Consider the following 12,795-nt stretch of genomic DNA (forward strand, 5'->3'; position numbering starts at 1 on the left):
CGTGGAAGGAGAGCAATATGCGTTATAGACCAATGACTCTGTTCCAGTCTGCAATATACATGTACATTCTGTGAAACTCGCTAGGTAGCAACATTCTATTGTGTGCAATAAAGTTTCTTGCTTTTTCAAGCTCATCCATCCTTTGTTTTAACCAGTGTTGCGAGGGGATGAGGTCCTCAAAGTGCTTCCAATTCTCCAAAATTATTGATGATAAATGTCCAAAGTCTATAAAGCCGAGGATGTCGGCTTTCTCGCCTTCAAGCCATGAATCTGTAAATGCAGATTTTTGGCGTGATTCCGCATAGCTTTTAACATTTCTAGGCAATTTGTCTGCCCAGTTCGGCCCTTCTTTTTCTTCTAGCCGTTCTCTGATTAAGGAGCGAACTTCGTTTTCAAAGCAATGCAGAACAGCATATAGTCTAGCCATCTCGATAGCGTTGTTTCTCCTGCTAACTCCAAAGGGTGTCAACGCCTCAGAGAGTAATCTTTCTTCAGCTTGTCCTTGATCTGCTCCGACCTGTATGCCAGCAGATTGAAATTTGTTTGCTTCGGATTCAAACATGACGCCGCGAAACATAAAATCTCGCAAGTCTTTCAGTGGATTAATCAATGAGATGCTCCTTCAGTGATTTGAATATAGCGTTAAAAACCTCGATGTCTTTGGTGGCAGGAAGATGTATTTGAATGTTGTAGTGTAGGCTTGGGCGAGTATGTTGTCGCGTGCTTTGATCTGTTGTCGTTATTGATGTTGATTTTGTAGATGATTCTTCATGGGGTATCTGCGTGTTGTCATGCTTTTTATCAGATGTAGGAGAGAGGTCTGCAAGGTCAAGGAGGGCATAGAATGTGCTTGCCATTAATTTTGCTGTGTGTGGGCTGGTGTTGTGGGTGCTCTTGAACTTTCCTTCTATAAGCTCTCTGTCTGTCGCTTTTGGCGTTTGTTTAATTGTAAACAGATCTCCATAAGCCTCCTTGAGGGCGTCCGCCATGATTCGTTTTGATTGAGCTGTGTTGCGGTATTCATGGTAGCGAGACGTTGGTGACCCATCTGCGGAAAGAAAGCCTAAAGCTTTAAGTAGCGGAATTACCGCTCTATAGTTTGAAGAATTGTATCCCCAGTCCTTGAGGTGCTGGTTAGTAAACTTGTCGGGCGCAGCCCCTTCAGAGATACGAGTGAAAAGTTCAGGAAGTTGGCCATAAACTTGGACGTATGCGTTCGTGAGTGCCATTTTCCTCTCAACTTTTTTAGATATTATGTAGGGTCTGTTGAGTGCCTGTATGATTTTTGGGTGCGTTGGACTGGTTACACCTGGTCGCGTACCCGCTGCCGCCGGTCGGCGATGACCCTGCCCAGCCAGTCGCGCAACTGGTCCAGGTCCTGCTGGTGAATCTTTTCCGAAGAATCCAGCAGCAGGCGCAGGGTGTCCACATCCTTGCGGATGGCCCCCACCTCGCCCTCGGCGGAGCGGGCAAGGTCGGCCAGAAGGTCCATGGCCGACTGCCGGGCCGCAAGTGTGGACAGGGCGGCGGCAATGGTGTCCAGGGCGCGGGTCTGGTGTTCGATGAGTGCGTACAGCGCGTGCCCCGGTTCCACGCCGCCAACGGGGACGGGCGGGACGGCGGGGGCGTCGTCGGGCACGGGTACCGGCTGTACCGGCTGGGGCGCGGTGCTTGCGGTGGCGCGTGTTGCGGAAGTGCCGTCCGCAGCCCCGGCCCTGCCGGGGGCGGATTGCACGGCGGCATTGCGGGGAAAGCGCCGGGCCAGGATGGCCTCTACCGCGCTGGCGGTGCGGGCGGTGTGCATGGCCTCGATGATGGCCTCGATGATGGTCAGGGTCTCCACGCGGTAGCGGCGGCGGCGCCCGTCGCCCACGGTGGGCATGAATGCCGCGAAGCGCTTGCAGTAGTAGCGCGCGGTGGATTCCGGCAGGGAAAGGCGACGGGCGATGTCGGCGATGGTCAGCAGGCCGTCGTCGGACGGCGGCGCGGACTGTGCGGTATCGCTCGGTGAGGGGCTCGGCATGGTGTGCTCCCGTGGCGTTGTGGCGGATGCGCTGCCCCGGGCGTGCGCATTGCCTGTTGCTCTGGGGCCGTGTGCATCTTTTCTCCTATACGCAATGCGAACCAAGCGCAACAGAACGGGGGGCGGCAGGGGAAAACCGCGTGCTTCCTTGGTTTGCGGGCCGTGAAACGATTGACAAGAAAACGCGGTCACTGCATAGGGTGGGACATGCTGACCGTGGTTCGGTTACGGGGGGAAATCCGCATAGCGCAAGGAGGACATCCTGATGTTGACCAAGGCTGAATTTGTTGCCGCCCTCAAAGAGGCGCTGCCCGATGTGTTCGTGACCAAGGTGAGCGCCGAAAAGGCGTATGACGCGTTCTGCCGCGTGCTCGCCGATGGCGTTGCCAACGGCGCAGGCGTGCGTCTGCCCGGCGTGGGCGCGTTCTCGGTCACCGAGCGGGCCGCCCGCACGGGCCGGAACCCCCAGACCGGTCAGAGCATTTCCATTCCGGCCCGCAAGGCCGTGAAGTTCATGGCCGCCAAGACCCTTGTCGACGGCCTGAACAAGTAGCATTCACGCGTCCGGACGCGAACGGCCGCATCCTTCGGGGTGCGGCCGTTTTCTTTTGGGCATGTGCCGTGCCGCGCGGGGTGTCCGGTTGCGGATCAGGGCATGCCCGGTGCGGGCGGGTCCGCCGGGCGCAGGATGCGCCGCGCGGCAATGAAGGCCCGTTGCCAGTAGTGCACGGTCAGGCTTTCCTCGCGCACGGTGCCGCCGGGCTTGGGGCTGTGCACGAACTGCCCGCCGCCGGTGTAGATGGCCGTGTGCAGGCCAAGCGGGCCGGACCCGGTGCGGAACACGATGATGTCGGCGGGGCGCAGTTCGTTGCCGGGGGGTACCGGGCTGCCGCAGGCGGCCTGTTCCTCGGTGGTGCGGGGCAGGTTCACCCCGTGTTGGTGGAAGGTCCACCACACGAAGCCGGAGCAGTCGAACCCTTCGGCCGGGGTGCGGCCACCGTTGCGGTAGGGCACGCCCAGGGCGGAGCGGGCGGTGCTTACCAGTGCCTGTGACGGCGCGGACGGAGCCTGCTGGCGGACCTGCGACGGGGCTTCCGGCTCCATGATGATCTGCTGCTTGCCCGCGCAGCCCGCAAGTGCCACAACGGACAGCAGCACAAGAGCCAGCGTGGTTCGTCGGATCGTGGTCCGGTTGGCGATGGAAACACCAGGGACCTGGCCGGGGCGGCGGGCGCAATGCGCCGTGCCGCGCGTTCCGCTATGTTGCGGAGTGGCGGTGGTCGTGACGGTGCGGTGCGCGCGTCGATGCATGCCGACGGAGTGTGCGAAGCGCATGGCCGTGCAGTAGCATGAAATCCTGAAAATGCCCATGCATGCGGAGGGGTGATGGCCGACGGGAAGCGGAACGCGCGCGGTGAATGCCGTGACGGCGCCGGGACGGGCCACCGAGCGGACCGGCGGGAGTCACCGGACATGGCGCCAGGCTCCTTTTCTGCCGGGGGTGGTGGCGGCGCCGGGCAGGACGACGGCAGCCGGACCGGGGTCGCACCCTTTCCCCTGTGCGATCTGCTGCCCCTGATGGAGGCTGCGGGCCGGACCATCCTGCACTGGTGCGGCGGGGCCGCTCCGCGCATCCGCCGCAAGGCCGACGATTCTCCGGTCACCGAGGCGGACGAGGCTTCGCAGGCCGTGCTGGCCCAGGGGCTGGCCCGGCTGCGGCCAGGCCTGCCCGTGCTGTCCGAGGAAGGGCGCATTCCCCCGCATGCCGTGCGGGCGGGATGGCCGCGTTTTCTGCTGGTGGACCCGCTGGACGGCACGCGCGGTTTTCTGAACGGCGAAGGGGACTTCGCGGTGTGCATGGCCCTGGTGGAGCACGGCGTGCCCACGGCGGGCATCCTGCATTTTCCCGCGTTGGGGGTGACCTGGTACGGTGGGCGCGGCTGCGGTGCGTGGCGGGTGGAGCATGGCGGCCCGCCGGAGCCGGTGCGCGCCGCCCGCACCTTTCCGCAACGCGCAACAGTGATGCAGGGGCGGGTGCGCCGCACTCCACGGCTGGACGCCTATCTGGCCGCGCACGCGGACATCCGCTCGGCGGCGTTTCCGGGGCGTCCCGGATCACCCGCGCCGGTGCCCATGCCGTCAGACACGGCAATGCAGGACAGGCTGCGCGCCGGGCTGTTTCCACACCGGCGCATGCAGGCGGGCGGGCCCCTGAAATTCTGCCTGGTGGCGGAGGGGGTGGCGCACGTCTTTCCGTGCATGCACCCCACCTGGGAATGGGATACCGCGCCGGGGCAGGCGCTGCTGGAAGGGGCGGGCGGTACGGTCACCCTGCTGGACGGCACGCCGCTGACCTACAACAAGCCGGATATGCGCAACGGGTTCATTCTGGCCGTGGGACCTTCAGACCGTGCGGCGGACGCGCGCGGTGAAAGGCAGGACGCTCCGGCCTGAGCCGCAGTGCGGTATTGCGGTTCGGCTCCACAGGGTGGGCCGGTGATGGGCCGGAATGCGTGGGAAACGCATGGGGGCTGAACGGGGCGCCGGGTGCGCCCTTTTTTGCACGCTGCGCCGGGGCGGTTTCCAGTTCAGAATGGCGCTAACGCTCAGCCCACAAGGCCCGCCCCCCCTTCACGCGCAGCCGGGCCAGGGGCAGGCCGCGCCAGTACAGCAGGGCGGCGTTGGCATTGCGCGGGGCATCTATGCTGCGGCCGGTGAGCAGCCCGGAGATGTCTGCCGGGTCGTCCATGTGCAGGATGGGGACGCCGTCGCCCTGCCCGCCCTGCCCGTCATGCCCGTCATGCCCGTCATGTCCGGCGAGGTCGTGCGGGCCGACTGGGTATGGCATCAGGGTGCGCAGCCGGGGCGAGGGGCGAATGCCGTCCTTGCCCCACTTGCCCAGCGGGTAGCCGCGCCACCGCAATGCGGCGGGCAGCCGTTCCAGCGCGGGCCGGGGCAGGAAATAGGCGGTGTCGCCAAAGGGCGCCACCACGCCGTCGGGCAGCAGGGCCGGATTGAGGCCGGTGTCGGGCCAGGCCGAGGCGGGCAGGGCAGCGGCGCGCACCCGTTCGGCGTCGGACAGGGTCGGGCCGTCGGCAAGGGGGCCTGCGTCGCCGCGTCCGTCCAGCCCCCCGTGGCCGGGCTTGCGCAGGCAGGCGATGAAGAAGCCCTGCGCGCCCGAGCGTTCCGGGTCCACCCGCAAGGTGCCTTCGCAACCGGGCAGTTCCGGTTCGGCGAACACGAAACCCGGCGGCGGGGCCAGCGGCACGATTTCCAGCCCCAGTTCATCGCGGGCGTGCAGCACCTGCGCCTCGTTCTCGTGCACGTTGGTGGTGCAGGTGGAAAAGACCACCCGCCCGCCGGGGGCCAGCAGGCGCGCGGCTTCCGCCAGCAGCAGCCGCTGGATGCCGATGAGCGGCTTGACCTTGTCGCCCTGCCACAGCTTGAGCACCGAGGGGTTGCGCTCCACCGTGCCCCAGCCGGAGCAGGGCGGGTCCAGTTGGATGCGCGTCCACGATCCATCGGGCAGGGGCAGCGCTTCGCCGGGGTGCGAGCAGGCCACCGCGTTGACCAGGTTCAATGTGAAAAGATTCTGGCGCAGGGTGGCAAGGCGGGTGTGGTTGGGCTCGTTGCCCACCACCAGCCCGTGCGGCCCCACCAGCTGGGCCAGGAACCCGGTCTTGCTGCCGGGGCTGGCGCACAGGTCCAGCACGGCGGCGCCGGATTCCGGAGCCAGCGCCAGCGGGGGCAGCATGGACGAGCGGTCCTGGATGTAGATCAGCCCGAAGAACGCGGCCAGGCTGCCGCCCAGGGGGCGCGGTTCTGCCGTGAGGCGGCGGCACCACGGGGAAAACGGCTCCGGGTCGAAGCCGTAGCCCTGGGCGCGGAGCAGGTCCTCCACCAGGGGCACCTGCGCGGGCGGACACACGATGCGGAAGGAGCGGGCGGCGGGTGCGGTCATGGGCGTTCGGGGAAAAGTGATTGATGATGGCTGCGCGGCGGCATGCCGTGATACACGGAAGAAACAGGCCGGACATACGGGAGCAACGGAACCGGGGCATTGTGTCGGGTACCGTGCCGGGCCGACACACCGGGGCCGATGTGCCGGTCGCGCGGCCAGACGCGGCCAGACGCGGCCTGACGGGGTGCGGGCCAGGCCGATCTGCCTCCGGCGCGGGACGTCTCCGCCGCTCCCCGCCAGATGCGACCAAAGGCGGACGGCACAGCGCCGCTCCTACCTTATGGTTGCTTCGGCCATCAAGAGATATTATGAGAGCGTTCAGCGCCAAGGCAATCCCCCTTCCCCTTCCGGGATGCGCGCGGGGATGCGCCCTTGAACCAAGGAGAACCTGATGCAACTGCTCATGCGCTCGGCGGCGCTCGTGCTTGCCCTGCTGCTTTCCGCCGCCACCGCCATGGCCGCACCGGCCCCCAAGAGCTTCGCCGTGCTGCCGTTCAAGGTCAACGGCCCTGCTGGCTACAAGTATCTCGAGCGGGCCATCCCCGAGATGCTCACTTCGCGTCTGTACTGGAAGGACAACTTCCATCCCGTTTCCAAGGAAGCCTCCGCCAAGGTCACCCCGCCGGAAACCGAAACCCAGGCCAGGGCCGCCCAGGCCTCGCTGGGTGCCGATTATGCCGTGTGGGGCAGCGTGACCGTGGTGGGCGAGGATTGCAGCCTGGACGTGCGCGTGCGCGACCGCGACGGCAAGGAATGGCCCAAGTCGGCCAACGCCAAGGTGGCCGGGCTCATCCCCGCCCTGAAGGGCGTGGCCGATTCCATCAACGCCGAGGTGTTCAAGCGCCCCGGCGAGGGTGGCCCCGCCAATGCCGCGCCCAAGGCGGTCAACCAGATGAACCCCGAGCTGGTGCACAACGAGGCCCAGCCCCAGCAGGTCTATCTGAACCCGCAGTTCCGCTACGCGGGCTCGCCGGAAGGCGACAGCCGCATCCGCAGCCAGGCGCTGAACTATTCGGCCGTGGGCATGGTGGTGGAAGATCTTGACGGCGACGGCAAGAACGAAGTCCTCATGCTGGACGACCACGCCGTCTACGCCTACCGCTGGGACAACGGTCGCCTGGTGCCCATGGGCGAATACCGTTCGCCCGGCATGGCCGAATGCCTGAGCATCCGTACCCTGGACTGGAACCGCGACGGCCTGAAGGAAATCGTGGTCAGCGCCTACAACAGCGACGGCGATCCGGAGGCGTTCATCCTCAACTGGAAGGGCGGCCAGTTCACCGAAGTGATGCACCGGGTGCGCTTCTACCTGAACGTGGAAAAGCTGCCCCCGGACTACATTCCCACGCTCATCGGCCAGCGCGGCGATTCCCCCCGCCTGTTCAAGCCCGGCGTGTACGAGATGATGAAGACCGGCGACCAGTTGGTTCCGGGCAAGCGCCTGGACCTGCCCGAAGGCGCCAACGTGTTCAACTTCACCTACCTGCCCGGTGGCAAGGGTGAAGGCGACAAGTGCGTGATCCTTACCGAAAACGAGCGCCTGCGCGTGCACACCGACCGCGGCGCCCGTCTGTCCGAAACCGACGAGAACTACTCCGGTTCGGCCAAGGGCATTCCCGAGGAACCCTCCATGCCCGGTCTCGGCAAGGACCGCGTGCAGCTGAAGAACATCTACTTCGTGCCGCTGCGCATGTATGCCGTGAACCTGGACCGCGACGACAACTGGGAACTGCTGGTCAACCGGCCCATCTCCACCGCGTCGCAGTTCTTCGAGCGCTACCGCTTCTTCCCGCAGGGTGAAATCCACGCCCTGTACTGGGACGGCGTGGGCCTGAACCTGCAATGGAAGACCCGCCGCATCAAGGGCTCCGTGGCCGACTTCACCGTGGGCGACTTCAACAACGACGGCGTGACCGACATCGTGCTGTGCGTGAACACCCACCCCGGTGCCCTGGGCCTGGAAAGCCGCAAGACCATGCTGCTGGCCTACCCCCTCGACCTGTCCAAGGCCGATCCCAACACGGCGCCGGACAAGACCGAGAACGAACAGCAGTAGCCCGGCATCGGGCAGGCCTTCCCCCCTGCGGGAAGCGCCCCTTGCCCCGGTTCGTCCCCGGTTCATCTGATGACCACGCCCGGCGGGATGCCAAGCTCCCGCCGGGCGTTTTCGTAACGGGACAACGGCGTTGCGGGAATGGCGGGTACACGCCCGCGTCCGCCGGGGGGGGCGGCGTCGCCCCCTGTCGTACGTGCCACCCTGTCGTACGTGGCGTTCGCATCACTGGTGCCGTCCGAGCCATTCGGGGCCGCCCGCTGACGCCGCCGACCTCCGGCATGCGGGCGCGGCGCCGTCATCTTCAATCCACGGAATCCATTCATGGCAGAACCGCTCGTGGTCACCGCCGCAGAGGCCGGACAAAAGCTGGTGCAGTACCTGCAACGGCGTTGCGGCGCGCCGCAGTCGGCCATCCAGCGTTGGGTACGCACCGGGCAGGTGCGCATCAACGGGGGGCGCTGCAAGCCCTTCGACCGCGTGGCCGAGGGCGACGTGGTACGGGTGCCGCCCTTTGCGCTGGCGGGCGGTGTGCATGCTCCGGATGCCGGGGCGGACGCAGGGCGGGAGGCCCCGGCAGAGGCGGGCGGAGGAAAAGAGCGGGGCTCCGCCCCGCGCCCGGAGCTTCGGGAATCCCCCTTGCCCGTCGTGGGGCGCGCAGAGGGGCTGCTGGTGCTGCTGAAGCCCGCCGGGCTGGCGGTGCAGCCGGGCACCGGCCATGACGACTGCGTCACCGCCCGGCTTGCGGCGCAGTACGCCGGGGCGGACTTTCTGCCCACGCCCGCGCACCGGCTGGACCGCGACACTTCGGGCCTGTTGCTGGTGGCCACCAGTTATGCCCGGCTGCGGGCGCTGTCCGACGCCTTTGCGGCGCGCGAAGGGCTGGTGAAGGAATACCTGGCCTGGGTGGCGGGGCGCTGGCCCCACGCGGAGGCGCTGACCCTGCGCGACCGTCTGGAGAAACAGGGTGAACCCGGACGCCAGAAGGTGCGCCGGGTGGACGGGGATGGCGCGGCCTTTCGCGCCGCAAGGCCCGGCGGCCATGCCGCGATCTTCGCGGCGTGCGATGAGGGCGCGGTCCACGCGGCCTGCGATGATGTCGCGGGTCGCCACGCGGCCTGCACCGTCACCCCCCTGCGGCCCGGCGATGCGGCATCGCTGCTGCTGGTGCGCCTGCACACCGGGCGCACCCACCAGATCCGGGTGCAGCTTTCGGAGCGCGGGCACCCCATCATGGGCGACCGCAAGTACGGCGGCCCCGCCTGCGGGCAGGGCATGCTGCTGCATGCCGTACGCCTGACCCTGCCCGACGGCGAATGCTTCACGGCCCTGCCGGACTGGTCCGGACGCTGGAAGGTGGACGGCGGAGAACTGCCGGATGCGCCCGCCCCTGCGGATATCGCCCAACCCTGATCTTTTCGCCCGTACACGTCCCCCCGTACACATCCGCCCGTACGGCACGACGGGCTCTTTCGCGCAGGCTTTTCCGCCAAGGACGGTGCACCGGCATTGCGTGGCGCGTGCCGTGGCTCCGGACGTCCGCCGACCCGAGCGGACCGTGCGGGTCGGCACGGCGTCCGCGCCGCCTTGCGGCACAACGAACAGGGGCGGCACGCCGCATGGCGCACCGCCCCCAGGTATCTATCGTACCAGCCTGTAACCCGTCCGCTACTTGGCCGCCTCGATGAGCGCCAGGCACCGCTTGGCCAGCGCCGTGACCTCGGGCTTGGAAATCTGGTCGTCGGCCCCCACCGAATCGCCCTTGTGGCGCAACTTGTCGGTGATCAGTGACGAGAACAGCACCACCGGCAGGTTCTTCAGCGCCGGGTCTTCCTTGACCTGCTTGCACAGGTTGTGACCGTCCATGCTGGGCATTTCGATGTCCGAAACCAGCACCTGCACGTAGTCGGTCACGGGGCGCTTGTCCTGTTCGGCCTTGCGCTTGATTTCGACCAGCCGCTCCCAGGCCTCCCGGCCGTTGTTCACGGCCTCCACCTCGAAGTTGGCCTTCTGCATCAGGTCCTTCAGCATTTCGCGGATCAGGCCCGAATCGTCGGCGATGAGGGCGCGGTAGCGGGTGTTGGCCGACCAGTCCACGGCCTCGTCCAGGCGCAGTCCCAGTTGCGGGTTGAGGTCGGCAACGATCTTCTCCAAGTCCAGGATGAAGATGATCCGCCCCTCCAGCTTGACCACGCCGGTGATGGAGTTGTTGGACAGCGCCGCCACGTACTTGTTCGGCGGCTCCACTTCCTCCCAGCTGATGCGGTGGATGCGGTTGACGCCGGAGACCATGAACGCCGTGGTCACGTTGTTGAATTCGGTAACGATGACCTTGGGCGGTTCGCTTTCGGTGCGCTGCTTGCCCAGCCACTGGCTGAGATCCACCAGCGGGATGATGTGCGAGCGCAGGTTGAACGCCCCCAGTACCGAGGGGTGCTGCACCTCGGGCAGGCCCGTGACCTTGGGCATGCGGATGATTTCCAGCACCTTGGCCACGTTGACCCCGTAGTAGCCCCGGTAATTGGGCGTTGCGGGGTCGGTGGAGCTTTCCTCTAGGTGAAATTCCACGATCTCGAGCTCGTTGGTCCCGGCTTCGAGCAGGATGTTGGTCTGGGACATGGTCCCCTCCGTTGGTGCGTCGCGTCTTTCGGTACGTGCGGTGCGCCTGGCTTCCGAAGCGGGTTCCGCCAGCCGGAAGGGGAGACACTCCGGTTTCGGCTGGCAGGAACGCTCTGGAACAGGATTACAAGGATTCCAGAAACCGCTGCACGGCGTCAATAAGACTTTTCGGCGTAGAGGCCCCTGCCGTTAGTCCAATGACTGATTTTTTTCGCAACTCGTCCACGGGAAGCTGGTCCACGGTCTCCACGTGCACCGTGAACACCCCCTGCGCGCGGGCCACGTCGGCCAGGCGCCGGGTGTTGCCGCTGTCAAAGCCGCCTACCACCACCATGGCCTGCACCCGCCGGGCAATGTCCACGGCCTCCTGCTGGCGCTTGCGGGTGGCGTCGCAGATGGTTTGCAGCACGGGGATATCGCGGCCCAGGCGCTGCCGCAGCCAGGCCACCACGTCCTCGAAGGCCGCGCGGTCCTGGGTGGTCTGGGCGGCCAGGAAATAGTTCACGTCGTCGGGCAGGGCCAGCCCCTTCAACTCGTCCAGCGAGCCGAAGACCGTGGCACCCTCCCCGGCGTAGGACAAAAGCCCGCGCACTTCCGGGTGGTCGGCCTCGCCGAACAGCAGCAGGGTGCCGCCCCGGCCCCGTTCCTCGGCAATGCCGAGCTGGGCGCGCTTGACCTTGGGGCAGGTGGCGTCCACCACCGAGGCGCCGGTGGCGTTCAGGGCCGTTTCCTCGGCCACGGGAATGCCGTGGGCGCGGATGACCACCCGCTGGCCGGGAGTGACCTGCGCGGTGTCGCGCAGGCAGCGCACCCCGCGCTCCTCGTAGTGGGCCATGACCTGCGGGTTGTGGATGATGGGGCCAAGGGTGGCGATGGGCGCATTGCTTTCGGTCACCTCGCGGTCCAGCTTGCGCAGGGCCAGGCTGACCCCCATGCAGAAGCCCGCAGTGCGGGCGCGGACGATCTTCATGGCCGGGCATCTCCGTCGGAGTGGGCGGGGTGGGCGGTGGTGTCGGTGTTGCCGCCGTCTTCGGCGAACGCCTGCTGCGTCAGGTGGGTTTCCAGCAGTTCTTCCAGCAGGTCGCGGTCCAGGCACGAGGCCAGCCGGTTGCGCAGCGCCCGCACGCCGGGAATATGGCGCACGTAGCGCGGCACGAAGGTGCGCATTTTGAGCAGGGCGGTGCGTTCGCCGGAATGGGCCAGGGCCAGTTCCAGATGGCGGCGGATGAGCGCCTTCAGCCGGTCGGCATCGGGCGGCGGCGGCTGGCTCCCGGCCAGCAGGGCGCGATATTCGTCGAAGACGGCGGGGTTGTTCATGGCCCCGCGCGCAAACATCACCGTGGCCACGCCCGCCTCGCGCACGCAGCGCACCGCGTCCGCCGCCGTGAACAGGTCGCCGCTGGCGATGACCGGAATGGACAGCGTTGCCGCAAGCTCTTGCAGGGCGCTCCAGCGTGCCCCGCCGCCAAAGCCCTGCCGCGCGAAGCGGGGGTGCAGGGTGATCCAGCCCGCGCCCGCGTCCTGAAGGCGCAGGGCCATCTCGCGCCAGGTTTCCTCACCCATCTGCCAGCCCAGCCGCATCTTGAAGCCCACCCGGCCTGCACCGGCCACCTCCACCATGGCGCGGGCCACGGCCAGGGCGTTGTCCATGTCGCGGGACATGGCCGAGCCGCAGCCCGTCTTGACCACCTTGGGCACCGAGCATCCCATGTTCAGGTCGAACCAGCGGAACCCCTGTTCCAGAAGCCCCGGCATGACCGTGCGCATGATGTCCGCGTCGGCCCCGAACAGTTGCAGGACAAGCGGTGCGTCTTCCGGCGTTGTCGCCAGCAGGTCGCGCGTGCCGGGGCTGTGGTACAGCAGCCCCTTGGCGCTGACCATTTCGGTGCAGCAGGCAGCAGCGCCGTGTTCGCGGCACAGCAGGCGGAAGGGCAGGTCGGAATACCCGGCCAGCGGGGCCAGCCAGGGGGCGTCGGGCCGCAGGGGCGGGGCCTCGGAAAGGTGGGGTGCGGGGGATGCGGTGTCGGTCATGCGGGGTGCGGGCGGCGCGCCGGGTGGCGGGCAGGTTGGCGTGGTCGGGTTGCGGTGCACGGGGTGGGAAGGGGTTTTGTACGCTTCCGGCGGGCGGGGGGCAACGCC

12 protein-coding genes are annotated in these 12,795 nt (G+C 66.6%); 4 read left to right on the forward strand and 8 right to left on the reverse strand.

The genetic code is table 11. The features are described 5' to 3' along the window. Positions 1-22: 22 nt before the first annotated feature. The 3 genes from ABWO17_RS14215 to ABWO17_RS14225 form a co-directional block, all read right to left on the reverse strand. Positions 23-610, reverse strand: a complete 588-nt coding sequence (locus tag ABWO17_RS14215; RefSeq protein ID WP_353119645.1) for a Swt1 family HEPN domain-containing protein — start codon at positions 608-610, stop codon at positions 23-25. Next, positions 603-1,229, reverse strand: coding sequence for a DUF5343 domain-containing protein (locus ABWO17_RS14220; protein ID WP_353119647.1), 627 nt, complete (start codon positions 1,227-1,229; stop codon positions 603-605). Before ABWO17_RS14220 ends, ABWO17_RS14215 begins: the two co-directional genes overlap by 8 nt. Positions 1,230-1,303: 74 nt before the next feature. Continuing rightward, positions 1,304-2,023, reverse strand: a complete 720-nt coding sequence (locus tag ABWO17_RS14225) for a MerR family transcriptional regulator (RefSeq protein ID WP_353119649.1) — start codon at positions 2,021-2,023, stop codon at positions 1,304-1,306. 265 nt (positions 2,024-2,288) lie between these two features. Between ABWO17_RS14225 and ABWO17_RS14230 the strand changes: the two genes are divergently transcribed. Further along, positions 2,289-2,576, forward strand: a complete 288-nt coding sequence (locus tag ABWO17_RS14230; protein ID WP_167122055.1) for an HU family DNA-binding protein — start codon at positions 2,289-2,291, stop codon at positions 2,574-2,576. Between the two features lie 95 nt (positions 2,577-2,671). On the opposite strand, the gene ABWO17_RS14235 is transcribed toward ABWO17_RS14230, so the two are convergent. Next, positions 2,672-3,181: a C40 family peptidase gene (locus tag ABWO17_RS14235; protein ID WP_353119651.1), complete on the reverse strand. Its 510-nt coding sequence runs from the start codon at positions 3,179-3,181 to the stop codon at positions 2,672-2,674. Between the two features lie 315 nt (positions 3,182-3,496). Between ABWO17_RS14235 and ABWO17_RS14240 the strand changes: the two genes are divergently transcribed. Continuing rightward, the gene (locus tag ABWO17_RS14240; RefSeq protein WP_353119653.1) at positions 3,497-4,477 is read left to right on the forward strand and encodes a 3'(2'),5'-bisphosphate nucleotidase CysQ family protein; all 981 of its coding nucleotides are present in this window, start codon (positions 3,497-3,499) and stop codon (positions 4,475-4,477) included. 145 nt (positions 4,478-4,622) lie between these two features. On the opposite strand, the gene ABWO17_RS14245 is transcribed toward ABWO17_RS14240, so the two are convergent. After that, on the reverse strand, positions 4,623-5,984 hold the full coding sequence (locus ABWO17_RS14245) for an NOL1/NOP2/SUN domain family protein (RefSeq protein WP_353119655.1): 1,362 nt from the start codon (positions 5,982-5,984) through the stop codon (positions 4,623-4,625). 391 nt (positions 5,985-6,375) lie between these two features. Between ABWO17_RS14245 and ABWO17_RS14250 the strand changes: the two genes are divergently transcribed. Together ABWO17_RS14250 and ABWO17_RS14255 are read left to right on the forward strand one after the other, a co-directional pair. Next, positions 6,376-8,040, forward strand: a complete 1,665-nt coding sequence (locus ABWO17_RS14250) for an FG-GAP-like repeat-containing protein (RefSeq protein WP_353119657.1) — start codon at positions 6,376-6,378, stop codon at positions 8,038-8,040. A gap of 321 nt (positions 8,041-8,361) precedes the next feature. Further along, positions 8,362-9,450 carry a pseudouridine synthase gene (locus ABWO17_RS14255; RefSeq protein ID WP_353119659.1) on the forward strand — a complete coding sequence of 363 codons (1,089 nt, stop codon included), beginning with the start codon at positions 8,362-8,364 and terminating at the stop codon, positions 9,448-9,450. Between the two features lie 255 nt (positions 9,451-9,705). On the opposite strand, the gene ABWO17_RS14260 is transcribed toward ABWO17_RS14255, so the two are convergent. From ABWO17_RS14260 to ABWO17_RS14270, 3 genes are all read right to left on the reverse strand, one after another. Continuing rightward, positions 9,706-10,656 carry a chemotaxis protein gene (locus ABWO17_RS14260; protein WP_353119661.1) on the reverse strand — a complete coding sequence of 317 codons (951 nt, stop codon included), beginning with the start codon at positions 10,654-10,656 and terminating at the stop codon, positions 9,706-9,708. 124 nt (positions 10,657-10,780) lie between these two features. Then, the gene (gene ispH / locus ABWO17_RS14265) at positions 10,781-11,626 is read right to left on the reverse strand and encodes a 4-hydroxy-3-methylbut-2-enyl diphosphate reductase (protein WP_353119663.1); all 846 of its coding nucleotides are present in this window, start codon (positions 11,624-11,626) and stop codon (positions 10,781-10,783) included. After that, positions 11,623-12,687: a tRNA dihydrouridine synthase gene (locus ABWO17_RS14270; protein WP_353119665.1), complete on the reverse strand. Its 1,065-nt coding sequence runs from the start codon at positions 12,685-12,687 to the stop codon at positions 11,623-11,625. The genes ispH and ABWO17_RS14270 overlap by 4 nt, the downstream gene beginning before the upstream one ends. Positions 12,688-12,795: the final 108 nt, after the last annotated feature.

The organism is Nitratidesulfovibrio sp. (genome assembly GCF_040373385.1).
In the GTDB taxonomy this organism is placed as follows: Bacteria; Desulfobacterota; Desulfovibrionia; order Desulfovibrionales; family Desulfovibrionaceae; genus Cupidesulfovibrio.

Bases quoted from the DNA above. Each gene is read 5' to 3' on its own strand.
- ABWO17_RS14220 (WP_353119647.1), bottom strand. From the start codon at position 1,229: ATGGCACTCACGAACGCATACGTCCAAGTTTATGGCCAACTTCCTGAA.
- ABWO17_RS14225 (WP_353119649.1), bottom strand. From the start codon at position 2,023: ATGCCGAGCCCCTCACCGAGCGATACCGCACAGTCCGCGCCGCCGTCC.
- ABWO17_RS14230 (WP_167122055.1), top strand. From the start codon at position 2,289: ATGTTGACCAAGGCTGAATTTGTTGCCGCCCTCAAAGAGGCGCTGCCC.
- ABWO17_RS14240 (WP_353119653.1), top strand. From the start codon at position 3,497: ATGGCGCCAGGCTCCTTTTCTGCCGGGGGTGGTGGCGGCGCCGGGCAG.
- ABWO17_RS14245 (WP_353119655.1), bottom strand. From the start codon at position 5,984: ATGACCGCACCCGCCGCCCGCTCCTTCCGCATCGTGTGTCCGCCCGCG.
- ABWO17_RS14250 (WP_353119657.1), top strand. From the start codon at position 6,376: ATGCAACTGCTCATGCGCTCGGCGGCGCTCGTGCTTGCCCTGCTGCTT.
- ABWO17_RS14255 (WP_353119659.1), top strand. From the start codon at position 8,362: ATGGCAGAACCGCTCGTGGTCACCGCCGCAGAGGCCGGACAAAAGCTG.
- ABWO17_RS14260 (WP_353119661.1), bottom strand. From the start codon at position 10,656: ATGTCCCAGACCAACATCCTGCTCGAAGCCGGGACCAACGAGCTCGAG.
- ispH (WP_353119663.1), bottom strand. From the start codon at position 11,626: ATGAAGATCGTCCGCGCCCGCACTGCGGGCTTCTGCATGGGGGTCAGC.
- ABWO17_RS14270 (WP_353119665.1), bottom strand. From the start codon at position 12,687: ATGACCGACACCGCATCCCCCGCACCCCACCTTTCCGAGGCCCCGCCC.